Below are 23,504 nucleotides of genomic sequence, written 5' to 3'. Positions count from 1 at the left end.
TCCTGACGCTTCGTCAGAAATGGTGTCCGTCAGGCCAGGCGCAGCGCCACGAACGGGATCGTGTCGCCCGGCAGGACGTACCGCTCCACCTCCACGAAGCCGCGCGCCAGGGCGAACCGCAGCCCCTCCTCGTTCGACGCGAGGACCACCGTCTCCACGCCCTCGTCGCTCAGCGTCCGCGCGTGCGCGAGCCCCCGCTCGTACAGCGCGGTCCCGAAGCCCCGTCCCCGGTGCTCCGGCAGCGTCCGCGCGATGACGGTCGCCGCCGGAGTCTCCTCGTCCGGCGGGCGCACCGTCGAACAGCCCACCGCCACGTCCCCGAGGTACGCCACGTCCAGCCGGTTCCGGCCCGCGCGCTCCCGCACCTCCTCGACGGAGAGCACCGCCGTCGGGACGATCGTGTTGTGCACGGCCCGCCAGTCGGCGAGCTGCTCCCCGGTCCGGGCCCGTTCGATGCGAAGATCACTCATCGGAGCATGGAACCGCGTCCCGCCGGGCGGGTCAACCGCTTTCGGCGGGCCCCGGCGGCCCGTCGCCGGGCGCTCACGCGTCCTCCGCCGCGGGGAGCCCCCGGACCGCCCGCGCCAGCGCGTCCCGGACCCGGTCCGTGTCCTCCTCCGTCGTGCGCCAGTTGCTGAACGCGGCGCGCAGCGCGGGCGTCCCGTGCAGGACCGTGGGGGTCAGGAACGCCTCGCCGGAGTCGGCGACCGCCCGTGCCACGGCGGCGAGCCGCTCCGCCGTCGGGTCGTCGGCGAGGGTGAAGCAGACGACGTTCAGGTGCACCGGCGCGAGGAGCCGCAGCCCGGGCACCGCCGAGATCCCCTCGCCGAGGCGCCGGGCCAGCGCGACGCAGCGCTCGACGATCTCGGCGTGCCCCTCGCGCCCGTACGCGGTCAGCGAGAACCAGGTGGCCAGGGCGCGCAGCCGCCGGGAGTTCTCCGGCGTCAGATGGAGGAAGTCGGGCGTCCCGGCGGGGAGGCCGAGGTACGGCGACTCGTTGTGGAAGACCCGCACCTGGAGGTCCTGACGGCGGGTGAACTGGACGGCGGCGTCGTACGGGACGTTCAGCCACTTGTGCAGGTCCACGCAGATCGAGTCGGCCGCGTCGAGTCCGTCGACGAGCCCGGCGCGGGCGGGGGAGAGCGCGGCGAACGCGCCGAACGCGGCGTCGACGTGCAGCCAGAAGTCGTACCGCTCCTTGAGCGCGGCGATCGCCCGCAGGTCGTCGAAGTCGACCGTGTTCACCGTCCCGGCGTTCGCGACCACGACGGCGGGCCGCCCGTCCAGCGACTCCAGCGCCCCGGCCAGCGCGGCCACGTCCACGGCCTCGCGCTCCCCGCCGAGCAGCGGCACCGACCGCAGCCGGTCCCGCCCGACGCCCAGCACGGACAGCGCCTTGGCGACGCTGGAGTGCGGGCTGCCGGACAGCACGTGGACCGGGCCGAGCGCGGCCGTCCCGGCACGGGACACCGAGACGCCCAGGCGCTCGCCCAGCCACTCCCGGGCGACGGCGAGGCCCACGGTGTTGGACATCGTGGCACCGCTGACGAACGCGCCCCCGTGCGCCTCGCCCAGTCCGAAGAGCTCCCGCAGCCAGCCCAGCGTCTCGTGCTCCAGCGCGGCGACGGTCGAGCCGCCGCCGCTGGAGCCGTTCTGGTCGTAGGCACCCGTGAGCCAGTCGCCGGCCAGGGCCGCGGGGGTGGCGCCGCCGGTCACGAAGCCGAGGTAGCGCGGGCCCGCCGAGCCGGAGAACCCGGGCTCCCAGCGCTGCGCGAACCGGTCGAGCGCGCCCTGCGCGCCGACGCCCTCCGTCGGCAGCGGATCGGGCTCGGGAGCCTTCGCGGGGGAGGCGACGGGCCGCTCGTCGACCCCGGAGAGCACATGGGCGGCGAAGTCGCGGGCGGACTGGAGGAGTTCGGGCAGCCGGGCGAGGTCGGCGGCGAGCACGGGATGCATGGCCTCAGGGTAGGCGGGCCGTCGGGGCACCCGCAGGGGCCAATCCGAAGGGAGTGGCCTGATGCGAGGTGTCGTCAGCGGGCCGGTCGTCCCCGGTGGCACGCGACCGGTCGGCCGGCGGAGGGACACCCGGGCGGCACGCCCCTCCGGGCTCCGGCCCGACGGGTCGCGCCCGCCGCGGAGGCGGCCGTACGGGTGAGGGCGCGGCCAGGGCGGCAGCACCGCCCGCCGAACGGGTACGGATCGCTGCATTGCCCCCGGCCAGGAGGATGCCGTCCCATGTCCGTCCGCAAGGGCGCCCCCGCGCTGCTGAGCGCCGGCACACTGTGCACGGCCCTGTTGCTCACCGGCTGCGCGAGCCCCGCCCCGACCGCGCCCGCCCCGACGTCCGCGTCCGCCCCCGCGTCCGCCTCGGGCGACAGCCGCCCCGCCCCGGGGCCGCGGGCCGCGGCGGCCAACGACCTCGCCTCCGCCCCGGTCCCCGCCGCCGGGATCCCCGGCGTCGGCCCCGCCACCCGGGCCCACGTGCCCGACGGCACCACCCAGGCCTTCGTCGTCACCGGAGCCACCGCCGACTCCCACACGGCCACCGCCACCCTGTACCGGCGCGACCCGGCACGCGGCTGGATCAAGGCCGCCGGACCCTGGCCCGCCCACAACGCCCTCCGCGGCTGGACCGCCGACCACACGGCCGGCGACCTGCGCTCTCCCATCGGGGTCTTCCGGATCGGCGACGCGGGCGGACTGCTGCCCGACCCCGGCGCCCGGCTCCCGTACGACCAGGACGAGGAGTTCGCCATCAGCGGCACCGGCTTCCTGGGCGAACCGCTGGAAGGGTCCTTCGACCACGTGATCGCCATCGACTACAACCGGGTGCCCGGCCGCACCCCGCTCGACAAGGAACGCCCCCTCGGCGAGGAGAAGGGCGGAGGCGTCTGGATCCACGTCGACCACGACGGCCCCACCCAGGCCTGCGTCGCCCTGGAGCGGGAGGCGTTGCGCGAACTCCTGCGCACCCTCGACCCGGCCGCGGAACCCGTCGTCGTCATGGGCCCGGCGGCCGAACTCGCGCGGTGACGGACCGCGCGGCGCCGGAAGTCGGAGACCCGGCGCCGCGCGGACCCGGCTCCGGTCACCCGGACCGACCGTCGTGCGGATCCGGCCCCAGCCACCCGGACCGACCGTCGTGCGGAGTCAGTGGCCGCCCGAGCCCACCGCCCCGCGGAACGAGCCCGTGTGCTCGCGGACCTGCTCCGGCGTCAGATACGCGTCGGTGTACTCGAAGTCCCGCAGCGTCCCCGCCTTCGAGGCCAGGAACCCGGTCCGTACGTAGTCGTCGCCCGCGACCGCGTTGAGCAGCCAGTTCGTCATCACCCGCGTCTTGGCCACATTGGTCCGCAGCGCCGCCCAGTGGTAGCCGCGGGCCACCGCCTGGGCGGGCGCCCCGTGCAGCTCCACGCCGAGCGGCTTCGACACCCCGTCCATCCCGCCCAGGTCCACCACGAGCCCCAGGTCCTTGTGCGTGTACGGATGGGTCCGCTCGCCCCGGAGCCGCGCGACCAGGTTGTCGGCGACGGCCTTGCCCTGCCGCATCGCGTGCTGCGCGGTCGGCGGGCAGATCGCGCCCTCCTCGCCCTTGGCGAGGTCGGGGACGGCGGCGGCGTCGCCCAGCGCCCACACCCCGTCGAGCCCCGGCACGTCCATCTCGGCGGAGACGACGAGCCGGCCCCGGAGGGTCTCCGCGCCGAGGGTGCCGATCAGCGGACTCGCGGCCACGCCGGCCGTCCAGATCAACGTCCGGCTCGGCAGCACCCGTCCGTCGGTGAGCGTCACCGACTTCTCGTCCACCGCGCCCACCGACACGCCGAGCGACACCTCGATGCCGCGCTTCGTCAGGATGTCCAGGGCGGCGGCGCCCAGCTTGTCGCCCAGCTCGGGCATCAGCTTCGGGGCGATGTCCACCAGGTGCCACTTGATGAGGGAGGGGTCGAGCCGGGGGTACCGCTTGACCGCGTTGTGCGTGAGGAGTTGGAGACAGGCCGCCGTCTCCGTCCCCGCGTATCCGCCGCCGACCACCACGAACCGCAACCGCGCGGCCCGTTCCTCCTCGTCGTCGCTCGCGTCCGCCAGGTCCAGCTGGGCGATGACGTGGTCGCGGATGTAGACGGCCTCCGCGAGGGTCTTCATCCCGCGCGCGTGCTCGGCGAGCCCCGGGATGTCGAAGGTGCGGGTCACACTGCCGGGCGCGAGGACGAGATGGTCGTACTGCTCCGTCACGAGCTCGCCGGAGATCGTCCGCACCACGCAGACCTTCGCCGCCGTGTCGATGCCGACCACACCGCCCGGGACGATCCGGGTCCGGTGCCGCCGGCTGCGCCGCAGGGACAGCGCGACCGACTGCGGGGTCAGCACGCCGGCGGCCACCTGGGGGAGCAGCGGCAGGTACAACTGGTACGAGAACGGTGAGAGGAGCGTGAGCACCGCCTCCCGTTCGGTGAGGCGCCGTTCGAGCCGCCGCACGCAGCCCACTCCGGCGAAGCCGGCGCCCACCACGAGGATCCTCGGTCGTGTCACGCTGTCCGCCTTTCCCTCTGAGCCGTGGGTAATCCTTTCTATCGCGATTGGTGGCATGTCGCTCATCGGGTTACGTTGCGGAAGGCCCCGTGGACGGCCCACGGAAGGCCTTCGGAAGCACCCCGGCGGAAGGCAGGACAACGCGGATGAGCACCTACCAGGTCGGCTACTTCGTCGGCAGCCTCTCGACGAAGTCCGTCAACCGGGTCCTGTCCCGGGCCCTGATCCGCGTCGCGCCCCCCGGGCTCGAGTTCCGGGAGATCCCCATCAAGGACCTCCCGCTCTACAACCACGACTTCGACGCCGACTACCCGCCCGAGGGCAAGGCGCTCAAGGAGGCCATCGCGGCCGTCGACGCGGTCCTCTTCGTGACGCCGGAGTACAACCGGTCCATCCCCGGTGCCCTCAAGAACGCCATCGACTGGGCCAGCCGCCCCTGGGGCACGAACTCCTTCACCCACAAGCCGTCCGCCGTCATCGGCGCCTCGCCCGGCAAGATCGGCACGGCCGTCGCGCAGCAGAGCCTCCGGTCCGTGCTCAGCTTCTGCAACTCCCCGCAGATGAACGCCCCGGAGGCGTACATCCAGTTCCTCCCGGGGCTGTTCGGCGAGGACGGGGAGGTCACCGACCCGACGACCCAGCAGTTCCTGACCGACTTCATGACCGACTTCAAGGCCTTCGTGGAGCGCGTCCTCACCGTCCTGCCGCCCCGGCGCTGAAGCGCGCTACAGGACCGCCACGCCCAGGGGCCGGGAGCCCGCGGGGAGTCGGCGGGCGTCGCCCGTGCGGAGGTCGACGACGGTCAGGCCGTCCCAGGACCCGTCCCGGGTGAAGCCGCCCGTCACATAGGCGGTGCGGCCGTCGCGGGACACGGCCACGCTCTCGTGCGGACCCTCCAACGGGTGGATCCGCTCGGCCCCGTCGGGCGTGCGCACCGTCAGGGAGGGGCCGCGGTCCACGTCCGGGTCGATCGGTCCGGTGCCGACGGCCAGCAGCGTTCCGTCGGCGGTCACGGTCACGCCGTGCTGATGGGTGTTCGCGGTCATCGGCTCGACCGTCGTCCGGCCCGTCCGGGGGTCGACCACCGCGAGCCGTTCGCCCTCGAAGGGCAGCAGGAGCCTGCCGTCCGAGGGCCGCACGGCCGTGTAGTGCGGCTTGAGCCAGGAGCCGAGTCCGCCCTCCGTGCCGTACGGGGCGACCTCGATCCGGCGCGGGGTCAGCGTCTTCGCCGTGACGACCGTGACGTCGAAGGAGTCGTGGCCCGTCGCGTACGCCTCGGCGCCGTCCCGCGACACGTCCACGTCGAACGGGCGCCGGCCGACCGGGACGGTGTCCGTGACCCTCAGCGCCGCCGTGTCGACGACCTCCAGAGTGCCGTTCCCGCCGGGCACGTTGACCCCCACGTACACCCGCCGCCCGTCCGGGGCGAGCGCGATGCCCATGCCGCCGCCCCGGTACTCGCCCGTGGCCACCGGCCCGGTGTCCGTGCGGTACGGGATCAGCGCGAGGCGTTCGCGGCTCGCCGTGTCCACGACCGCCACGCCCTCGGCGGTCGCCACCCAGGCGCGCCCGTCCCCGCCGACGGCCAGACCGTACGGCGCGGTGCCGACCCGCACGGAACCGGTGGCGCCCCGTGCGGGGTCGACGAAGGTGACCGTGTCGGAACCGAAGTCGGTGACGAGCAGGGTGCCCGGGACGACCGTGCCGTCCGGGCCCGGCGTCACGGCGGCGGCCGAGCCCGGAGCAGCCGAGCCCGGAGCAGCCGAGCCGGGGGCGGGGGAGTCGAGGGTGGGGGAGTCGAGGGTGGAGGAGGCCCCGGCGGACGGCGTCGTACCGGTGGCGGAAGCCGCCCCTCCGGCGCCCTGGGCACAGCCCGCGAGCAGGACCGCGGCCACCGCGCCGGGCACGAGCGCCCGGGCGGCACGGGACCGGCGGTGGAACTTCGGCATGGCGCACTCCTCGGGGCGGCGACCGCGCGGACGGCCCCGCCGGGACGTCCGCGCCCTGCCCCGATCCTCCGCCCGCGCCCGCCCCCGCCGGATCCACCGCCCGTCCCCTCCCGGGCGGCGGGACGGCCGACCCCGGGGTCCCCCGATCGGTGGACCCCGCCGCGCGAGGCTCAGACCCCGAGGGCGTCCAGGAAGCGCAACGCCCGCTCGGCGCACAGCGCGGCCGCCTCCGGCACGTGGTCGGGCCCACCGCGCTCCGCGAACAGATGGGCCGTGCCCGGGTACAGGAAGAGTTCCCGGTCCTCGGCGCCCGCCACCAGTGCGCGCGCCGCCTCCAGGTCCCCCTCGCCGGCGAAGTACGGATCGGCGTCCATGCCGTGCACCTGGACGGGCACGCCCTCCGGCCAGGCCGCGCCGAACGCGTCCACCGGCACGCAGGCGCCGACCAGCAGGGCACCGGCCGCCCCGGGTCGGGTCTGCGCCAACTTCTGCGCGGGCAGCACGCCGAGCGAGAGCCCCGCGTACACGACGTCCTCCGCGAGTCCCCCGGCCGCCCGCTCGCCCCGCGCCACGAGCGTGTCGAAGCCGACCTCCCGGGCGTACCCGGCGCCGGCCTCCAGGTCCTCGAACACCCGCCCCTCGTACAGATCGGGCACGTGCACCGTGTGCCCGGCCCGCCGCAGTCCGTCGGCGAACGCGCCGACGCCCTCCGTCAGCCCGAGCGCGTGGTGGAAGAGCAGTACCTCGGCCATGTCGTCTTTCCCCGGGTCACCGCACGAGGCCCGCTCGCGTCGAGACAGGCCGCTCGGGAGGCAGCATGACGCAGGCCACTGACAACGGCCGGGGACGCCGGTCCCGTCGGGTCAGCGCATCGGCCGGTGCGGGACGACGGCGCCCGCCTGGCCCATCATGCCCCCGGGACCGCCGACGCCCATGGGGCCGCCGACACCGGGGTGCGGCGCACCGGCCTGCACGACGGCACCCTGCTGCGGAATCCCCTGCGGAGGCATCTGGATCACCCGGCTCAGATCCCGCAGGACCTCCTCGGCGACCTGGCGGACGTCACCGGGAACGTCCCCCCGCTCCCGTATGAGCTCGGCGTAGATCGGTGCCGTGCCGTCCGCGTGATTCATGGGGCTCGCTTCCTTCGTCTGGGGCCGGTTCCGTCACCGACGGGCAGACGGCGAGTCTACGGGGCACCACCGACACGCCGGGATCGGGAGCCCGCTCGACGGCCCCCGCCCGCCCCCTCCACCGCGAAATTCGGTGTCCCGCACGGCTCTCCCCGCCCCAGAATGGATCATCGAACACACGGGAGGGACCCCATGAGCCAGGTGACCCTGACTCTGCACGACCTGATGCCGTCCGACGAACTCGCCGCCGCTCTCGCGAACGGGCACGTCACGCGCAAGCACCACCCCGAGCTGCCGCTGTCGATCTACACGTACACGCGCGCGTGCCAGTACGCCCAGCACTGGAACCGGGCCACCACGCGGTGTCGCGGACTCGTCGCCGACGACGCCACCGGGCGGATCGTCGCGCTCCCCCTCCCCAAGTTCTTCAACCTCTCCGAGCACACCGGCGACCGCCCCTACGCGCCCCCGCTGCCCGACGAGCCCTTCGAGGTGTACGACAAGGTCGACGGCAGCCTCGCCGTCGTCTTCCACTACGCCGACCGCTGGCACGTCGCCTCCAAGGGCTCCTTCACCAGCGGCCAGGCCACCTGGGCCCAGCGCCGCCTCGACGCCGCCGACACCACGGGCCTGACCCCCGGCGTCACCTACCTCGCCGAGATGCTCTACCCGGGCAACCGCATCGTCGTGAACTACGGCGAGCGCCGCGACCTCGTGCTGCTCGCCGCCTTCCGCGCGGACGGCACCGAGCTCCCCCTCGCCGAGGCCGCCGAGGCGTGGCGCCCCCTCGGCTCCGTCGTCCGCACCTGGCCCGCCATGGACGTCGCCGAGCTCGTCGCCCTGACCGAGTCCAACACCCTTCCCGGCGGCCGCCGGGCCACCGGCACCGACGCCGAGGGCTTCGTCCTGCGCTTCGCCTCCGGCCTGCGCGCCAAGGCCAAGCTCAGCGAGTACGTGCGCCTGCACAAGGTGCTCACCGGGGTCACCGAGCGGGACATCTGGCGCGGCCACGGCATCCAGCGCTTCTCCGGCCTCCCGGCCGGCGAGCTCGCCAAGGGCCTCGGCTGCGCCGTCACCGACGTCGAGGCCTCCGGCGGCAAGCCCCTCGACGCCCTCCTCGAACAGGTCCCGGACGAGTTCGACGCCTGGGTGCGCGGGGTGATCGCGAAACTCGAGACGGCCGCGGCGGACCGCGAGCGGGCCGTCGACGAGGCGTACGCCCGCCTCGCCCACCTCGCCGGCGACCGGGCCGCCTTCGCCCGCGCCGCCGGGGACCTCGGCGACCGGGCCCTGCGGGCCCTCCTCTTCCTGCGCCTCGACGGGCGCCCCACCGACCTCCTCGTCTGGCGCCAGCTGCGCCCCGAGGCCACCGACCCCTTCGCCCACGACGAGGAGAACTGACGTGCCTGTCGTCCATCTCATGACCGGCCTCCCGGCCTCCGGGAAGACGACGGCCGCCCGCGCCCTCCAGACCGCGGCCGAGGGGCGGATGCGCCGCGTCAACCTCGACGACCTCCGCGCCATGCTCGACGTCCCCTCGGCGGACCGCGGCCGGTCCCACAAGCACGAGCAGACGGTGCTCGGCATCCAGGACGCGGCGGTCCGCGCCGCCGTCGACGACGGCTTCGACGTCGTCGTCGACAACACGCACCTGACCCCGCACGTCCCCAAGCGGCTCAAGGCGGCCGTCGCGGGCCTGGCCACCTTCGCCGTCCACGACTTCACCGACGTACCCGTCGACGAGTGCGTCCGCCGTGACGCCGCCCGCGAGCGGCCCGTCGGCGAGGAGATCATCCGCATCCTCGCCGACAAGCACGCCAAGGCCACCCGGGGCGGTTGGCGCCTCACCGCGGACTGGCTCAACGACCGCCCCACCCTCGGGGAGCCCTACGTCCCCGACCCGGCCCTCCCCACCGCCGTCATGTGCGACATCGACGGCACCCTCGCGCTGCGCGTCGACCGGGGCCCGTACGACTTCAGCCGCTGCGACCGCGACCTGATCAACCCTTCCGTGCGCGACGCCCTGCGCGCCTTCCGGCACAGCGAGCGGGACCGGATCGTCCTCCTCTCCGGGCGCAGCGAGGACCACCGCGCCCTCACCGAGAGCTGGCTCGCCCGGCACGAGGTGCCGTACGACGAGCTGTGGATGCGCGCCTCCGGCGACGGCCGCGGCGACGACCTCGTGAAGGCGGAGCTCTTCGACGCCCACGTGCGCCACCGGTACGCGGTCCGGGTCTCCCTGGACGACCGCGACCGCGTCGTCGCCCTCTGGCGCCGGATGGGCCTCCCCACCTGGCAGGTCAACTACGGCGCTTTCTGACCCGGCCCGGCCGGGCGCCGACGGGCGTGGGCGGCGTCGGGCGTGGGCGGCGTCGGGCGTGGGCGGCGAAGTCCACGCCCGGCGGAGCCGGGTTCCGACGGGGGCGGGACCGGCCGCCCCCGTCGGCGTGTCAGGATCGTGGGATGGTGGAGAAGATCATCGCGGCGTGCGACGGCGCGTCGAAGGGAAATCCCGGCCCCGCGGCCTGGGCATGGGTCGTCGGCCGCGCCGACGGGGCGATCGACCGGTGGGAGGCGGGCCCGCTGGGCCGGGCGACCAACAACGTGGCCGAACTCACGGCCCTGGAGCGCCTCCTGGAGGCCCTCGACCCCGCACTGCCCGCCGAGGTCCGCATGGACTCGCAGTACGCGATGAAGGCCGTCACGACCTGGCTCCCCGGCTGGCGCCGCAAGGGCTGGAAGACCGCGGCCGGCACCCCGGTCGCCAACAAGGACCTGGTCGTACGGATCGACGCGCTGCTCACCGGCCGGGACGTCGAATTCGTGTACGTCCCCGCGCACCAGGTCGACGGCGACCCCCTCAACGACGCCGCCGACCGCGCGGCCAGCCACTCCGCCCGCACCCAGGAACCCCTCGCCTCCGTCGACGGAGCCGAACTGCCCCCGGCGGAGGCTGCCGCACGCCCCTCCACGCCCCGAGCGCGCTCCTCTGCGCCCCGTAGGAGCCCCGCGGGCTCCGGTGCGGGACCCGCGGGTTCCGGTGGGGGCTCCGCCCGCGGGACTCGCCCGTCCGGGCGCACCCTCAACGCGAAATTCCCGGGCCGCTGCCGCTGTGGTCGTGCCTACGACAAGGGCGAGACCATCGCGAAGAACGCCGACGGCTGGGGCCATCCCACCTGCGTCTGAACCGACGGGCCGTCCGACTGGCGGGCGGCCCCGTCCGGCCCGTGAGACCGCCCGCCGCGGTCGCACGACAGGCTTCATCCTCGCGTGGACGCGGGTTCTCCCGGGGTTCTGTTCTCGGAGCGGTTGTGGCTGCATACTGATCCTCCTCGCACCCGGTGGCGGACCGTTTTACCTGCTCATTTGTCGTTCTCACGACACTTTCCGGCACCGGGCGAGAACCCCCTCCTGCTGCCGCCGCGGACTCCCCGCGGCGGGAGTCGTCCCTGCCCGTGAAAGACCCGAGGTTCCGTGCCAGTACCTGTTCTCCTGACCGGGCGCTCCGTGCGCCTGGAGCCGCTGGCGATGCGGCACGCCGAAGCCCTCGCCCGGGCCGGCGGGGCGGACCGATCGGCCTACGCCTTCACCCCCGTACCCGATGGCTTCGAATCGGCCCTCGACTACATCGCCCGCGCCCTCGCCGATCAGGCGGCAGGCCGTTGCCTGCCCTTCGCCCTGGTCAGTACGGCCGACGAGAGAGTCATCGGCTCGACCCGCTTCCTCGAACTCGACTACTGGCGGGGCCCGCTGGTGTGGCCGCCGGTGCCCGGCATGCCCCACGGCGATCCGCTGACCGCCGTCCCGGACGCCGCCGAGATCGGCAACACCTGGATCGCCGCCGACGCCCGGGGCACCGGAATCAACACCGAGGCCAAGTACCTCATGCTCCGGCACGCCTTCGAGGCATGGGGCGTGCGCCGCATCACCATGCGGGCCGACGCCCGCAACACCCGCTCCAGAATCGCCATCGAACGCCTCGGTGCGACCTGCGAGGGCATCCGCCGCGCCCACTCCCGCGGGCTCGACGGCGCCGTCCGCGACACGGCCTTCTACTCGATCCTCGACGAGGAGTGGCCCACCGTCCGGGACATCATCGAGCTGCGCCTCTCCACCCCCCGGCAGGTGCGCGTCCCCCAGGACCTGCTGCCCGCCTGAGGCAGCGGAGGCCTCCTGCCGTCCCGGCCTCCCGACGGACCCCGCCGGGAGGCCGGGACGGCGCGCGTCCGGCCCGTCGCCCCTGGTCGGGGGCTCGCGCCCCCGGCCCGCCGGTGGTTCCATGGAGGTGACGGGAAGGGCTCGGCGTGAGGACGCGGGGTAGCGGCCCCCACCGGACCGCGCACCGTGCGATCAGGATCCGCGAGAAGCGGATGAGCCCTTCCCGTCCCTCCGCTCCACCCCGTCCCGGAGGGTGCGACGCGCCCCGGTACGGTGGCCGGGACAGCGAGCCGTGCCACCCGAAGGGACCGAGTGATCGTGCCGACCGGAACCCCCGACGTACTCCTCCGGACGGAGGGCCGGGCCGGATTCATCACCCTGAACCGCCCCCGCGCCATCAACGCGCTCACCCACGCCATGGTCCTCGCCGTCGACGGCGCGCTCACCGCCTGGGAACACGATCCTGCCGTCACCACCGTCGTCGTCGAAGGCGCCGGGGAGCGAGGCCTCTGCGCCGGCGGCGACATCCGCGCCATCCATGACGACGCGCGCGCCGGCGGCTCCGCCTCCGCGGCCTTCTGGCGGGACGAGTACCGGCTCAACGCCCGCATCTCCCGCTACCCGAAGCCCTACGTGGCCCTCATGGACGGCATCGTGATGGGCGGCGGCGTCGGCGTCTCCGCGCACGGCTCCGTCCGCGTCGTCACCGAGCGCTCCCGGGTCGCCATGCCCGAGACCGGCATCGGCTTCGTCCCCGACGTCGGCGGCACCCGCCTCCTCGGCCGCGCCCCCGGCGGACTCGGCACCCACCTCGCCCTCACCGGCGTCCCGGTCGGCGCCGCCGACGCGATCCTCACGGGCCTCGCCGACGCCTGCGTGCCCTCCGCCGAACTCCCCGCCCTGACCCGCGACCTGACGGACCTGCCGGCCGAGGAGGCGCTCGCCCGCCACGCCGTCGCGCCGCCCGCCGGCGTCCTCGCCGAGCAGCGGGAGTGGATCGACGCCTGTTACGCCGCCCCGACCGTCGAGGAGATCGTCGAGCGCCTCTTCGACACCGGCGTGCCCGCCGCCAAGGAGACGGCCGAGACCCTCCTCGCGCGCTCCCCGGCCGCCCTCAAGGCGACCCTGGCCACGCTCCGCCGCTCCCGCGCCCTCGCCACCCTCGAAGAGGTCCTCGACCTGGAGTACCGCGTCTCCTGCGCGGCCCTCGCCACCCCCGACCTCGTCGAGGGCATCCGGGCCCAGGTCGTCGACAAGGACCGCGACCCCCACTGGACCCCGGCCACCCTCGCCGAGGTCACGGAGGCCGACGTCGCCCGCTACTTCGCCGTGCCGGCCGACGGCGACCTCGGCCTGGCCGCCGCGACCGCCGGACACGGTGGGCGAGGCGGCGCGTGACCGCGAACACCTCCTTCCAGCCCGTCCTCGACCGCATCGCCGAGGAGATCGCGGAGCTCACCGACCGGGGCACCCCGGCCGACTACATCCCGGCCCTCGCGGCGGGCGACCCGCGCGACTTCGGCATGGCCGTGGCGGAGCTCGACGGCACGGTCTACGGCGTGGGGGACTGGCGCCGCCCCTTCTCCACGCAGTCCGTCACCAAGGTCTTCACCCTCGCGCTCGCCCTCGCCGGGGAGGGCGAGGCGCTCTGGGCGCACGTCGGCCGGGAGCCCTCCGGCGACCCGTTCAACTCCCTCGTCCAGCTGGAGTACGAACACGGCATCCCGCGCAACCCGTTCATCAACGCCGGCGCCCTGGTCGTCACCGACCGGCTGCACCGTCTGACCGGCGACGCCTCCGGCGGCCTGCTCGCCTTCCTGCGCGCCGAGAGCGGCAACCCGGACCTCGCCTTCGACGCCGGCGTCGCCGCCTCCGAAGCCGCCCACGGCGACCGGAACGCGGCCCTCGCCCACTTCATGGCCTCCTACGGCAACATCACCGGTCCCGTCCCCGAGCTGCTGCGCGAGTACTTCCGCCAGTGCTCCCTGGAGGCCTCCTGCGCCGACCTGGCCCTCGCCACCGGCTTCCTGGCCCGGCACGGGCTCCGCGCCGACGGCAGCCGTCTGCTGACCCGCAGTCAGGCCAAGCAGGTCAACGCCGTCATGCTCACCTGCGGCACCTACGACGCGGCCGGCGACTTCGCCTACCGCGTCGGGCTCCCCGGCAAGAGCGGCGTCGGCGGAGCCGTCGTCGCCGTCGTCCCGGGCCGCTGCACCCTGTGCGTCTGGAGCCCGGGCCTGGACAGCCGGGGCAACTCGGTGGCGGGAGTGGCCGCGCTCGACCGCTTCACGACCATCACGGGGCTGTCGGTCTTCTGACGGGGGCCGCCCCTCCGGGGGTCAGCGGGGCCAGTCGGGGGCCGGGTCCTCGTCGAGGAGGGGCCGGAGGGCGCCCACGACCGCGCCGACGCACACGTCGCGCAGCTCGGTGCGCGTACAGGTCTCGTGGGCCAGCCAGTCCACGCACGACACCTGCACGAAGACCAGCCAGCTCTTCAGGACGCCCGACACGGTCGCCCGCGTCCGGTCGTCGGCGAGCGGCAGCACCCCGAGCAGCCGCTCGCGCAGGGCGTCCAGTTCGTCGGTGATGATCGTCCGGACGAGGCGGTCGCCGGCCAGGACGCGGTTCGCCGCGAGGACCGTGTTGCGGTTCGCCGCGAAGTATTCGATGTGCGCGTCCAGACCCTGCGTCAGCTGTTCGACCAGGGTGTCGGCGGGGTCGAGCCGCGTCTTCGCGAGCAGCTGCGCGGAGACCTCCTGGTAGAGGGCGGCGAAGAGGTCCCGCTTGCCGGGGAAGTGCTGGTAGAGCAGTGCCCGGGAGACCCCGGCCCGCTCGGCGACGTCCTCCATCAGCACCTCGTCGTACGGCAGCGCGGCGAAGAGCCGGGCGGCGACGTCCAGGAGCTGGGCGCGGCGTTCGGCGGGGCTGAGGCGTCTGCGGGGCGGCACCCCGCCATGGTACTTGACATGTGTCCAGTAAGCGGCCGTACGCTGACCCGCGCACCACTACTGGACGCGTGTCTACTGAAGGGGTCGCGGACATGACCAGAGCCAAGGCGCTTCGGGGGCTCGCCCGGGCCATGGGGTACGCCTGCGTGGCGATCGGACTCCTCCACGTCCTGCTCGGCAACGCCGCCGTTCCCGGGGCCGCGTCCGCCGGTCCCACGGTCGACAGCCTCGGCCGGTTCTTCGGCGCGATCTTCGCCGGCTACGGTCTCGCCTGGCTCTGGGCGGCACGGCAGTCGCCCGTCCCCACCGCGGCCGTGCGGGGGCTCACCGCCGTGTTCCTGCTGGGAGCCCTCGGGAGGCTGCTCTCCCTCGCCGCCGAAGGGCGGCCGCACTGGTTCCAAGTGGCGCTCACCGCCCTCGAACTCGCCCTCTCCCCGCTGCTGTTCGGGCTGGCGGACGCGGACGAGAGGGCACGGGCCGGGGCGGGCCCGGAGCGGGTCCGGGGCGAGGCCCCCTGACGCGGGGTCCCGGCCCCCGGCGCCGGGCCGGCCACCGCAGCCATTCCGTGGGGAACCGTCAGGCACCCCCACGGGCCGCGGGCTCGCCCAGGGCCCCGGCCGCCGTCCGCCAGGCCTCGGTCACGGCCCCGTGCGCGAGGGCCGTCGCGGCGGCCACGTCGTCGGGCAGCCGCAGCGGCGTGCCGATGTGGACGTGCAGGCCCGGCCTGCGGACGGGCGCGGTCAGCACTCCGGCGAGCTGCTTCGCCCGCCCGCCCGAGGTGATCCGCCGGGCCCCGGCCTGACCGATCGGCACGACCGGGGCGCCCGTCGCCCGCGCGAGCCGCGCGAGGCCGGTGCGGAACGTCTCCGGCGGGTTCTCGGCGGCGTCCCGGCGCGGCGGGATGCGCCCCTCCGCGTACAGCATCACGTGCCGCCCCGAGGCGAGCGCGACCGCCGCGTGGTCCAGCGCCGCCGCCGCGTGCGCCGAGCCGCGGTGGACGGGGACGTACCCCTCGCGGGTCAGCGCCCGGCCGAGGACCGGGATCCGCCAGAGCCCCGAGGCGGCGAGCAGGACGGGCTCGACGGCCAGCCGTCTGCGGAGCGCGGCGAGCACGAGCGCCGGGTCGGCGAGCGACGTGTGGTTCACGACGAGGATGCTGCCCGGCTCGACCCGGGCCCCGGGGTCCGAGGTGACGGTCAGCCGCCCGAAGAACGGGACGACGTGGGCGGCGAGACGACTGAGCACGGGAGGCCCCCTGGATCCGAGGCGGAACGGTGACGGGACCATCGTCCAGGGGCCCCGCGGCCCGGACATGAGCATCCGTACTCAACCGCCGGGCACGCCCCCGTACTCAACCGCGTCCCCCGCCCCGTCTAGGCTGAGGCCTCTCACGGGATCACGGGCGACGGGGAGGGGCGGCACGGTGAGCAGTTCCGCACGCCGACTCGCGACCCTCGTGCCCGCGATGCTCTGCGTGCTCTGGTCCTTGCTGTCGGCACCGGCGCACGGCGCCCCGGCGCACGGCGCCCCGGCGCACGGCGCCCCGGCGCGGGAGGCCCGGGCGGCGGCCGGACCCGCACGGGACCTCTCGGCTGCGGGCACCACCCACCGGGCCGGCGCCCGCCCCGCGCCGCGGACCGACGCGCAGGAGCCGCGCTTCGCGCCCGCCGCCGTCGCGGGTCTCCCGGCAGCCGTCGAGAGCCCCGTGCGGTTCCCGGTGCCGCCCGTCGCCCCGGCCGTCGTGCCGGCCGGTCCCTCCGTACCCGCGCGCGGTCTCCTCGAAGGCGACCCGCGCCGAGAGCGGGCGCCGCCCGGCGGCCCCCGCGTCCCGCGCGAGTCGCGCGGCCCACCCTCCACCCGGCACAGCTGACGTCCTCCCGCGTCGCCGTCCGGGTCCTCGGCATGCCCGCGGACCGGTCCCCGACGCGCATCCGACCGTACGTCCCGCACGGGCGGCGGGCGCCCCTCCCCACGGAGGCGGGCGCCCGCCTCCGTGCGCCCGCCCGTGGAGACCCCATGTCCTCTCGTGCCTCGCTCCGGCACGCGCTCCTCGCGCTCGCCGTCGTCGCGCTCTCCCTCTGGATCGCCCTGACCACCCCGCCCCGCCTCGGACTCGACCTCCGCGGCGGTACCCGCATCGTCCTGCAGACCGAGGACGGACCCGCCACCCGCGCCGACGCCGCCGCCACCGACCGCGCCCTGGAGGTGCTCCGCAAGCGGGTGGACGGCCTCGGCGTCGCCGAACCGTCCCTCGCCCGTTCCGGCGAGCGGCGCATCGTCGTCGAACTGCCGGGCCTGCACGACCCGCGCCGGGCGGCCGAGACCATCGGCCGTACGGCGCAGCTCACCTTCCACGCCGTCACCGGCGCGGCCCGGGGACCGGCCGGACCGGCCGCCGCCGACGGGACGCGCGTCCTGGCCGACCCCGACGCCCCCGGCGGCTTCCTCGCCCTCGCCGCGCCCGCCCTCACCGGTGACGGGGTCGAGAGCGCCGAGGCCGTCCTCGACACCGCGACCGGCCGGGGCTGGACCGTCGACCTCGCCTTCCGTGACCGCGCGGCCGAGGACTGGGCGCGGCTGACCGGCGACGCCGCCTGCGCCGCCCCGGCGGACCCGGCGCGCCGGGTCGCGATCGTCCTCGACGGCCGGATCGTCTCCGCGCCCGGCATGCAGGCCGGCGTGGGCTGCGGGGCGGGCATCGGCGGCGGCTCCGCGCAGATCACCGGCGGCTTCTCCGCGCGGGAGGCCCGCGACCTCGCGGCGCTCGTCCAGGGCGGCGCGCTGCCCGTCCCGGTGACGACGGTCGAGCAGAGCACCGTGGGTCCGACGCTCGGAGCCGAGGCGATCAGGGCCAGTGCCCTGGCCGCCGCCATCGGTCTGGCCTGCACGGGACTCTTCGTGATCGTCGTCTACCGGCTCCTCGGCGTCCTCGCCACGATCGCCCTGCTGTTGTACGGACTGATCTCGTACGCCGCCGTCGTCGCCCTGGGCGCCACCCTCACCCTGCCCGGCCTCGCCGGCTTCGTCCTCGCCGTCGGCATCGCCGTCGACGCGAACGTCCTGGTCTTCGAACGGGCCAGGGAGGAGTACGCGTCGCTCGGCCGGGCCGCCGGGCGGGATCCGCGACGGCCGGTCGCGACGGCGTTCGGCAGGGTGGGGAGCGCGGTCGCGGACTCGCACGTCACCACCCTGCTCGCGGCCGGCCTGCTGTTCGTCTTCGCCACGGGGCCCGTCAAGGGCTTCGGCGTGACGCTCGCGGTCGGTGTCCTCGCCTCCCTGGTCACCGCAATGGTGATCACCCGGCTCCTCGCCGACCTGACGCTGTGTCTGCCCGCCGTCCGCAGGCGGCCGGCGGTGACCGGCATGGCCGCGCCCGGCAGGCTGCGGACCGCGCTGGCCCGCCGGGCGCCCCGACTGATGGCGCACCGGCGCCGCTGGCTGACCGGGTGCGCCGGGCTGCTGCTCGTGGCCCTCGCCGGAACCGGCGTGCGGGGCGTGGAGTTCGGCGTCGAGTTCACCGGCGGCCGGGCGGTCCGGTACGCCGCCGACCGCCCGGTGGACGCGGACGCGGCCCGTGCGGCCGTCATGGGCGCCGGTTTCCCCGACGCCGTCGTGCAGACCACCGGTGACGGCGGCGTCTCGGTGCGCGTCCGGGAGACCGGGGACGGCGAGCAGCGGGAGATCAGGGAGGCGCTCGCCCGGGTCGCGGGCCCGGTGGAGGCGGATCGGGACGACCTGATCGGCCCGAGCCTGGGCGGAGAGCTGCGCACCCACGCCCTCCTCGCGCTCGGCCTCGCCGTGGCGGCGCAACTGGCCTATCTGACGCTGCGGTTCCGCTGGACGTACGCGACGGCGGCCGTGGCGGCCATGGCCCAGGACGTGCTGCTCGTGGTCGGTCTGTTCGCGTGGCTGGGCAAGCCGGTGGACGGCGTCTTCCTGGCCGCGCTGCTCACCGTCGTCGGCTACTCGGTCAACGACTCCGTCGTCGTCCTCGACCGGCTGCGGGAGCTGCGCCGCCGGGGCGGGGGAGTCCCGCTCGCGGACCTCGCCGACCGGGCCGTGGCCCAGACCCTGCCCCGTACGGTCAACACGGGGATGGGGGCGCTCTTCGTCCTGGTGGCCCTCGCGGTGCTGGGCGGGGACTCGCTCACCGACTTCTCCGTCGCGCTGCTCGCGGGCGTCGTCCTCGGCATGGCGTCCACGGTGTTCACGGCGATGCCGCTGGCCGTCGCCCTGGAGGCCCGTCACCCGGCGCCGGCCGCCACCGCGTCGGCGCGGCGCGGCGCGGGAGCGGTGGTCTGACAGGACGGCCCGTCGCCCCTCTCCGTACGCGGAGGGACGACGGGCCGCCGTCGACCGGTCAGGGACGGTCGAACCAGGAGAGGGCCGCGATCCGCCAGCCGTCCGGCGTCCGGACGAACTGGATCGTCTTGGTGCCCTCGCCCTCGTAGGGCTCCCCGTCGAGGACCCCGGACTTGCGGTAGGTGCCGAACCGCGAGGCGATGTCGCCCTCGATCCGCGTCTCCTCGGAGGTCTCCCACTCGGAGAACCCGACGAGCCGCCCGTCGGAGAGCAGTCGCTCGCGCGGCCCGACGAACTCCTCCACGGAGTACGCGGTGAACGTGGGCGCGGTGCGGACGATGACCCCCTGGGGCAGTACGAGCCGCCGGATCCGGTCCACGTCGGCGGCCTTGCCGTCCCGGTTGTCGAACGCGCCGTGGAACTCGGCGGTCACCCGGTCGATTTCGGTCCTGGACACGGCCTGACCCTACGCCTCGCCGGGCGGCTCCCGGCGGCTTCGGTCACGACGTCCAGTAGTTGTGGAGCTGGTGGATCTCGGGCTGGGAGCCCTGGGGGAGGCCCATCTCCTCGGCCATCGGCATCACGATGCCCATGAACTTCTTCATGTGCTGCTCCGACTCCCACAGGTCGTGGATCACCAGGCCCGAGCCGGTCGACACGCAGGCGTGGGACAGGCAGCCCTCGAAGGGGTTGCCGGGCAGTGCCTGGAGCCTGCCGTTCAGGGCGTCGTACTGGTCGGTGGTGACACCCGGCATCTCGGACTTCACCAGAATCGCCATCGGGATCTCCTTCGTGCGGCCGACCCCTCCGCACCACCACGGTGACGGTGCGTGTCGAGGTCAGGACGCACCGTACTCGCGAGGTCGGCGTCAGGAGGTGCGACCCGCCCCCGCGGGATCCGCCGTGTCGCCCTCGCCGGGCGCGCCGCGCCGGACGAGCTCCGCCTCGACGAGGTCGGCGGCGCGGGACGTGCCGCCCTCGCGGGCCATCGCCTCCTGGACCTCCCGTGCGCGGCGCGCCACTTCGGGGTCGTCCACGAGTGCCAGCACGGCCTCCCGCAGCCGCCCGGGGGAGACCTCCTCCATGGGCAGGTGCCGTGCCACGCCCAGGGACTGGAGCACGTCCGCGTTCCCGAACTGGTCGACGGCCTGCGGCACGGCCACCATGGGCGTGCCGGTGGCGAGCCCCTCCTGGCTGCCGCCCGCGCCCGCGTGGGTGATGAACGCATCGGCCTGCCGCAGGATCGCCAACTGGGGGACCCAGGAGTGCGCTTCCACGTTCGGCGGCAGCTCGCCGAGTTCTGCGGGGTCGACGAACCTGCCGATCTGCAGGACGACGTGCCAGCCCGGGAGGCCGGCGAAGGCCTCGACGCAGTCCCGGTAGAAACCGGGCTGCTTGGTGAAGGAGGAGCCGAGGGAGACGAGGAGCACCTTCTCGGCCCCCGTCGGCCGGCGCCACCCGCCCTGTTCGGCGCGGGTGCCCTGGCAGGCGCCGACGAAGGTGTAGACGGACTCGTCGACCCGGTCGGCGTGCGGCTGGAGGGCCCGGGGGATGAGGACGATCGCGCGGCGCGGGCGGGCTACGAACCGGTCGGGGTGGGTGTCGATCCCGTGCTCGCCGAGCCACCCCTCGAAGCGCGCGTAGTACGCCCTGCCGCGCGGCGAGGCCTTGAGCTCGGCGAACATCGGCTCGGCGACCTCTTCCTCGTACCCCTCCCACGGCACCAGGTTCGGCCACAGCGAGACGGCGGGCACGCCCCAGGCGTGGGCGAGGACGGGGGCCGGATAGGAGGCGATGTCGTGGAGCACCAGGTCCGGCCGGTCCTCGGCGAAGGCCTCGGCGAGCTGCGGCAGCGCCTGGATCGCGTCGGCGAGGAACGGTTCCAGGTTGTCGATCAGCTCGGTGCCCCAGGCGTCCGGGTCGTCGTCGGTCGGCAGGGTGGAGGTGTAGACGACGGGGGTCGCCCCGGTCTCCGCGACCTTCTCGGCGAAGGACGCGGGGACGGCGTAACTGACGCGGTGGCCCCGGGCGACGAGCTCGCGGACGACTTCGAGGCTCGGGTTCACGTGGCCGTGGGCGGCGATGGAGAACATGGCGAGGTGTGCGGGGGAGGCGGTGGTCATGTCGATCACCATAGACGAGACGATACGTATCGTCTAATGCTTTGCGCGGAGGGTCGGCGGCGTCCAGTCGGCGTGCCGCAGGACGGCGCGCAGGGTCGCCCGGCCGGGAATCGCCCGCAGGGCCGCGTTGCGCACGGAGACGGCGACCGGATGCGAGAGCTGCTGGCCCATCCGGCCGGCCTGGCGGGCGGCGCGGGCGACGGACTGGTTGCGCGGGCGCCGCTCGGCGTCGTACCGGGCCGGCGCCGCGCCGACGTCGGGGGCGGAGGCGAGCGCCGCGGCCAGTGACACCGCGTCCTCCAGGGCCTGGCAGGCGCCCTGCCCGAGGCTCGGGGTCATGGCGTGGGCGGCGTCGCCGAGCAGGGCGACCCGGCCCGCGGTGAAGGTCGGCAGGGGAGTGGTCAGTTCGTGGACGTCGTGGTGCAGCACGGCCTCGGGACGGGTCGCCGCGAGCAGGGCCGGGACCGGCTCGTGCCAGTCCCGGAAACGGCGGCGCAGGACGGTCAGGGGATGCGAATGGCGCACGCCCGGCGGGAAGTTGAGCACGGCGTGCCACTCGGCCCGCCCGTCGGTGAAGGCGATGTGCCCGAACTCGGCGCCCCGCCCCCGGGTCAGCTCGAAGTCGGAGGCCAGCGGCACGGGGGAGTCGGTGAGGGCGCGCAGGACGGTGGACCCGCTGTACTCCGGTCCCGGGTGGCCGGGGAGGAGCTGGGCGCGGAGCGCGCTGTTCACGCCGTCGGCGGCCACCACCAGATCCGCCTCCCGCACCCCCTCCCCGGTGACCACCCCCACCCGGTCGGGAGAGGTCAGGTCCAGGGAGGTCGCCTCCGCCCCGACGACCAGGCACCCGGCGGGAAGCGCCCCGCGCAGCAGCCGGTGCAGGGCCGCGCGGGCTCACCCACCGCGCGGTCGACCGGGCCGCCGGCCTGCCGCCCGGTACGACCTCCGCGTACCACCGCACCCGCCGGTCGCTCCTGACCGCGCTCGTGAGCCGCCTCGTCGAGCGCGACCAGGCCGAGATCCAGGAGGCGGGCCGGCGGGCCGGGGCGCCCCGCGATGCCGAGGAACTCGCCGCCGGACTCACGGCGTTCGCCGCCCTCCGGCTCACCGGGGAGGGCCGCCGCCGTTCCCTCGCACGCTACGCGTGCGCCCTGGAGAGCGTGCACCACCCCGAGTTGCGGGAGATCCTCGTCCCGCGCGACAACGCGGCCCGGAGCTCCGTCGAGGAGTTCCTCGCGGCCCGGGGCCTCGAAGACGCCCATGGGCGCACGGTCACCCTGCTCACCTGCGTGGACGGCCTGGTCTTCGACCGCCTGGTCAACGGCGGGACCGTCCCCGTCGAGGAGGTCCGCCGACTGGTGGCGGCCGCGCTGCGGCAGGGGTGAACCCGGGGCGGCGGGCCGGTGAAGGCTCTTCCGAGGGGGCCCGGCCCCCTCGCCTCTGTGGGATGTGCATGCCAAGATGCGCTCGGTTCCTGCCCACCGACCCAGGGGGACGCAGTTGAAGACACGGCCGTACGCCACCAGGGGCGCGCTCGCCCTCGCCGGCGCCCTCGCGCTGATCATCGCCCTGCCGGGCAGCGCGCTCGCCGCACCGCCCACCGCCCTGCCCGCCCACGCCGACGCCCTGGAGCAGACCTTCCAGCCGGCCTACGACTACGACACCGACGGCTGCTACCCCACCCCGGCCATCGGCCCCGACGGAACGCTCAACGCCGGCCTCAACCCCTCCGGCGCCCTCAACGGCCAGTGCCGTGACGCGTCCGACCTCACCAACACCAACGGGTACGCGCGCGCGAAGTGCAACAACGGCTGGTGCGCGATCATCTACGGCCTCTACTTCGAGAAGGACCAGGCTCTGCCCGGCAGCAGCCTCGGCGGACACCGCCACGACTGGGAGCACGTCGTGGTCTGGGTGCAGAACGACCAGGCCCAGTACGTCTCCACATCCGCCCACGGGAACTTCGACGTCCACGGCCGCGACCGGATCCGCTGGGACGGCACCCACCCGAAGATCGTCTACCACAAGGACGGCATCGGCACCCACTGCTTCCGCCCGGCGAACTCCAACGACGAACCGCCCGAGAACCATCAGCACACCTGGCAGTTCCCCAGCCTGGTCGGCTGGAACGGCTACCCCGCGGGCATCCGCGAGAAGCTCGTCCAGGCCGACTTCGGCAGCGCGGTCTTCGGCCTCAAGGACGGGAACCTCGCCTCCCACCTCGCCAAGGCGAAGCCGGCCGGCATCCCCTTCGATCCGTACGCCTGACCGGCCGGTCCCACCCGTGTGACGCGGGCCGATCACGAAGGGATGAACCTGCCCCGATGCCGCCCCGCCGCCGTCGGCGGGGCGGCACCCTGC

24 protein-coding genes and 1 pseudogene are annotated in these 23,504 nt (G+C 75.0%); 13 read left to right on the top strand and 12 right to left on the bottom strand.

Going from position 1 to position 23,504, the window contains the following annotated elements:
* Positions 1-29: 29 nt before the first annotated feature.
* Both ACZ66Z_RS19070 and ACZ66Z_RS19065 read right to left on the bottom strand, forming a co-directional pair.
* Positions 30-470: a GNAT family N-acetyltransferase gene (locus tag ACZ66Z_RS19070; RefSeq protein WP_469935356.1), complete on the bottom strand. Its 441-nt coding sequence runs from the start codon at positions 468-470 to the stop codon at positions 30-32.
* Between the two features lie 73 nt (positions 471-543).
* A complete protein-coding gene (locus tag ACZ66Z_RS19065) occupies positions 544-1,956 on the bottom strand; it encodes a pyridoxal phosphate-dependent decarboxylase family protein (protein WP_469935354.1) in 1,413 nt (470 codons plus the stop codon).
* 279 nt (positions 1,957-2,235) lie between these two features.
* On the opposite strand from ACZ66Z_RS19065, the gene ACZ66Z_RS19060 reads away from it, so the two are divergent.
* Positions 2,236-3,033 carry a hypothetical protein gene (locus ACZ66Z_RS19060; RefSeq protein ID WP_469935352.1) on the top strand — a complete coding sequence of 266 codons (798 nt, stop codon included), beginning with the start codon at positions 2,236-2,238 and terminating at the stop codon, positions 3,031-3,033.
* A gap of 117 nt (positions 3,034-3,150) precedes the next feature.
* On the opposite strand, the gene ACZ66Z_RS19055 is transcribed toward ACZ66Z_RS19060, so the two are convergent.
* Positions 3,151-4,530, bottom strand: a complete 1,380-nt coding sequence (locus tag ACZ66Z_RS19055; protein ID WP_469935350.1) for an NAD(P)/FAD-dependent oxidoreductase — start codon at positions 4,528-4,530, stop codon at positions 3,151-3,153.
* Positions 4,531-4,676: 146 nt separating this feature from the next.
* Here ACZ66Z_RS19055 and ACZ66Z_RS19050 point away from each other — a divergent pair, with 146 nt between their 5' ends.
* Positions 4,677-5,249 carry an NADPH-dependent FMN reductase gene (locus ACZ66Z_RS19050; protein WP_469935348.1) on the top strand — a complete coding sequence of 191 codons (573 nt, stop codon included), beginning with the start codon at positions 4,677-4,679 and terminating at the stop codon, positions 5,247-5,249.
* 6 nt (positions 5,250-5,255) lie between these two features.
* Here ACZ66Z_RS19050 and ACZ66Z_RS19045 read toward each other — a convergent pair whose 3' ends face one another.
* The 3 genes from ACZ66Z_RS19045 to ACZ66Z_RS19035 form a co-directional block, all read right to left on the bottom strand.
* Positions 5,256-6,479, bottom strand: a complete 1,224-nt coding sequence (locus ACZ66Z_RS19045) for a hypothetical protein (protein WP_469935346.1) — start codon at positions 6,477-6,479, stop codon at positions 5,256-5,258.
* A 170-nt stretch (positions 6,480-6,649) separates the two neighbouring features.
* Positions 6,650-7,231, bottom strand: coding sequence for a dienelactone hydrolase family protein (locus ACZ66Z_RS19040; protein WP_469935344.1), 582 nt, complete (start codon positions 7,229-7,231; stop codon positions 6,650-6,652).
* 111 nt (positions 7,232-7,342) lie between these two features.
* The gene (locus ACZ66Z_RS19035; protein ID WP_469935342.1) at positions 7,343-7,612 is read right to left on the bottom strand and encodes a hypothetical protein; all 270 of its coding nucleotides are present in this window, start codon (positions 7,610-7,612) and stop codon (positions 7,343-7,345) included.
* A 192-nt stretch (positions 7,613-7,804) separates the two neighbouring features.
* Between ACZ66Z_RS19035 and ACZ66Z_RS19030 the strand changes: the two genes are divergently transcribed.
* The 6 genes from ACZ66Z_RS19030 (at position 7,805) to ACZ66Z_RS19005 (ending at position 14,088) form a co-directional block, all read left to right on the top strand.
* Entirely contained in the window at positions 7,805-9,013 is a 1,209-nt protein-coding gene (locus ACZ66Z_RS19030) for an RNA ligase (RefSeq protein ID WP_469935340.1), read from the top strand.
* 1 nt (position 9,014) lies between these two features.
* A complete protein-coding gene (locus tag ACZ66Z_RS19025) occupies positions 9,015-9,932 on the top strand; it encodes a phosphatase domain-containing protein (RefSeq protein ID WP_469935338.1) in 918 nt (305 codons plus the stop codon).
* Positions 9,933-10,075: 143 nt separating this feature from the next.
* Positions 10,076-10,798 (top strand): ribonuclease H family protein, encoded by a 723-nt coding sequence (locus tag ACZ66Z_RS19020; protein ID WP_469935336.1) that lies wholly within the window; start codon positions 10,076-10,078, stop codon positions 10,796-10,798.
* 288 nt (positions 10,799-11,086) lie between these two features.
* Complete coding sequence (locus ACZ66Z_RS19015; protein WP_469935334.1) at positions 11,087-11,770, top strand: GNAT family N-acetyltransferase; 684 nt, start codon at positions 11,087-11,089, stop codon at positions 11,768-11,770.
* A gap of 318 nt (positions 11,771-12,088) precedes the next feature.
* Complete coding sequence (locus ACZ66Z_RS19010) at positions 12,089-13,168, top strand: enoyl-CoA hydratase/isomerase family protein (protein WP_469935332.1); 1,080 nt, start codon at positions 12,089-12,091, stop codon at positions 13,166-13,168.
* Complete coding sequence (locus tag ACZ66Z_RS19005; protein WP_469935330.1) at positions 13,165-14,088, top strand: glutaminase; 924 nt, start codon at positions 13,165-13,167, stop codon at positions 14,086-14,088. The genes ACZ66Z_RS19010 and ACZ66Z_RS19005 overlap by 4 nt, the downstream gene beginning before the upstream one ends.
* 21 nt (positions 14,089-14,109) lie before the next feature.
* Here the strand turns inward: ACZ66Z_RS19005 and ACZ66Z_RS19000 are convergent, their stop codons facing one another.
* Positions 14,110-14,718, bottom strand: a complete 609-nt coding sequence (locus ACZ66Z_RS19000) for a TetR/AcrR family transcriptional regulator (RefSeq protein WP_469935329.1) — start codon at positions 14,716-14,718, stop codon at positions 14,110-14,112.
* 92 nt (positions 14,719-14,810) lie between these two features.
* Here ACZ66Z_RS19000 and ACZ66Z_RS18995 point away from each other — a divergent pair, with 92 nt between their 5' ends.
* Positions 14,811-15,236, top strand: a complete 426-nt coding sequence (locus ACZ66Z_RS18995; protein WP_469935327.1) for a DUF4345 domain-containing protein — start codon at positions 14,811-14,813, stop codon at positions 15,234-15,236.
* A 58-nt stretch (positions 15,237-15,294) separates the two neighbouring features.
* Here ACZ66Z_RS18995 and ACZ66Z_RS18990 read toward each other — a convergent pair whose 3' ends face one another.
* Positions 15,295-15,963 carry a lysophospholipid acyltransferase family protein gene (locus ACZ66Z_RS18990; protein ID WP_469935325.1) on the bottom strand — a complete coding sequence of 223 codons (669 nt, stop codon included), beginning with the start codon at positions 15,961-15,963 and terminating at the stop codon, positions 15,295-15,297.
* A gap of 178 nt (positions 15,964-16,141) precedes the next feature.
* Between ACZ66Z_RS18990 and ACZ66Z_RS18985 the strand changes: the two genes are divergently transcribed.
* Both ACZ66Z_RS18985 and secD read left to right on the top strand, forming a co-directional pair.
* Positions 16,142-16,588, top strand: a complete 447-nt coding sequence (locus tag ACZ66Z_RS18985) for a hypothetical protein (RefSeq protein ID WP_469935323.1) — start codon at positions 16,142-16,144, stop codon at positions 16,586-16,588.
* Positions 16,589-16,734: 146 nt separating this feature from the next.
* Entirely contained in the window at positions 16,735-19,020 is a 2,286-nt protein-coding gene (secD, locus tag ACZ66Z_RS18980) for a protein translocase subunit SecD (protein ID WP_469935321.1), read from the top strand.
* A gap of 58 nt (positions 19,021-19,078) precedes the next feature.
* Here secD and ACZ66Z_RS18975 read toward each other — a convergent pair whose 3' ends face one another.
* The 4 genes and pseudogenes from ACZ66Z_RS18975 to ACZ66Z_RS18960 all read right to left on the bottom strand — a co-directional run bounded on the left by ACZ66Z_RS18975 (position 19,079) and on the right by ACZ66Z_RS18960 (position 21,929).
* Positions 19,079-19,477: a nuclear transport factor 2 family protein gene (locus ACZ66Z_RS18975; RefSeq protein WP_469935319.1), complete on the bottom strand. Its 399-nt coding sequence runs from the start codon at positions 19,475-19,477 to the stop codon at positions 19,079-19,081.
* Between the two features lie 43 nt (positions 19,478-19,520).
* A complete protein-coding gene (locus tag ACZ66Z_RS18970; protein WP_469935317.1) occupies positions 19,521-19,799 on the bottom strand; it encodes a hypothetical protein in 279 nt (92 codons plus the stop codon).
* 90 nt (positions 19,800-19,889) lie between these two features.
* Positions 19,890-21,210: pseudogene (mgt, locus tag ACZ66Z_RS18965) on the bottom strand (macrolide-inactivating glycosyltransferase).
* On the bottom strand, positions 21,177-21,929 hold the full coding sequence (locus ACZ66Z_RS18960; protein WP_469935315.1) for an FAD-dependent monooxygenase: 753 nt from the start codon (positions 21,927-21,929) through the stop codon (positions 21,177-21,179). Before ACZ66Z_RS18960 ends, mgt begins: the two are co-directional and overlap by 34 nt.
* Positions 21,930-22,069: 140 nt before the next feature.
* On the opposite strand from ACZ66Z_RS18960, the gene ACZ66Z_RS18955 reads away from it, so the two are divergent.
* Both ACZ66Z_RS18955 and ACZ66Z_RS18950 read left to right on the top strand, forming a co-directional pair.
* On the top strand, positions 22,070-22,528 hold the full coding sequence (locus ACZ66Z_RS18955; protein WP_469935730.1) for a TetR/AcrR family transcriptional regulator: 459 nt from the start codon (positions 22,070-22,072) through the stop codon (positions 22,526-22,528).
* A gap of 115 nt (positions 22,529-22,643) precedes the next feature.
* On the top strand, positions 22,644-23,411 hold the full coding sequence (locus ACZ66Z_RS18950; RefSeq protein ID WP_469935313.1) for an NPP1 family protein: 768 nt from the start codon (positions 22,644-22,646) through the stop codon (positions 23,409-23,411).
* The last annotated feature ends 93 nt before the right edge of the window (positions 23,412-23,504 follow it).

The sequence above is a fragment of the Streptomyces sp. NPDC107498 genome, from assembly GCF_055582805.1.
This window is presented reverse-complemented; position numbering and strand designations above follow the sequence as displayed.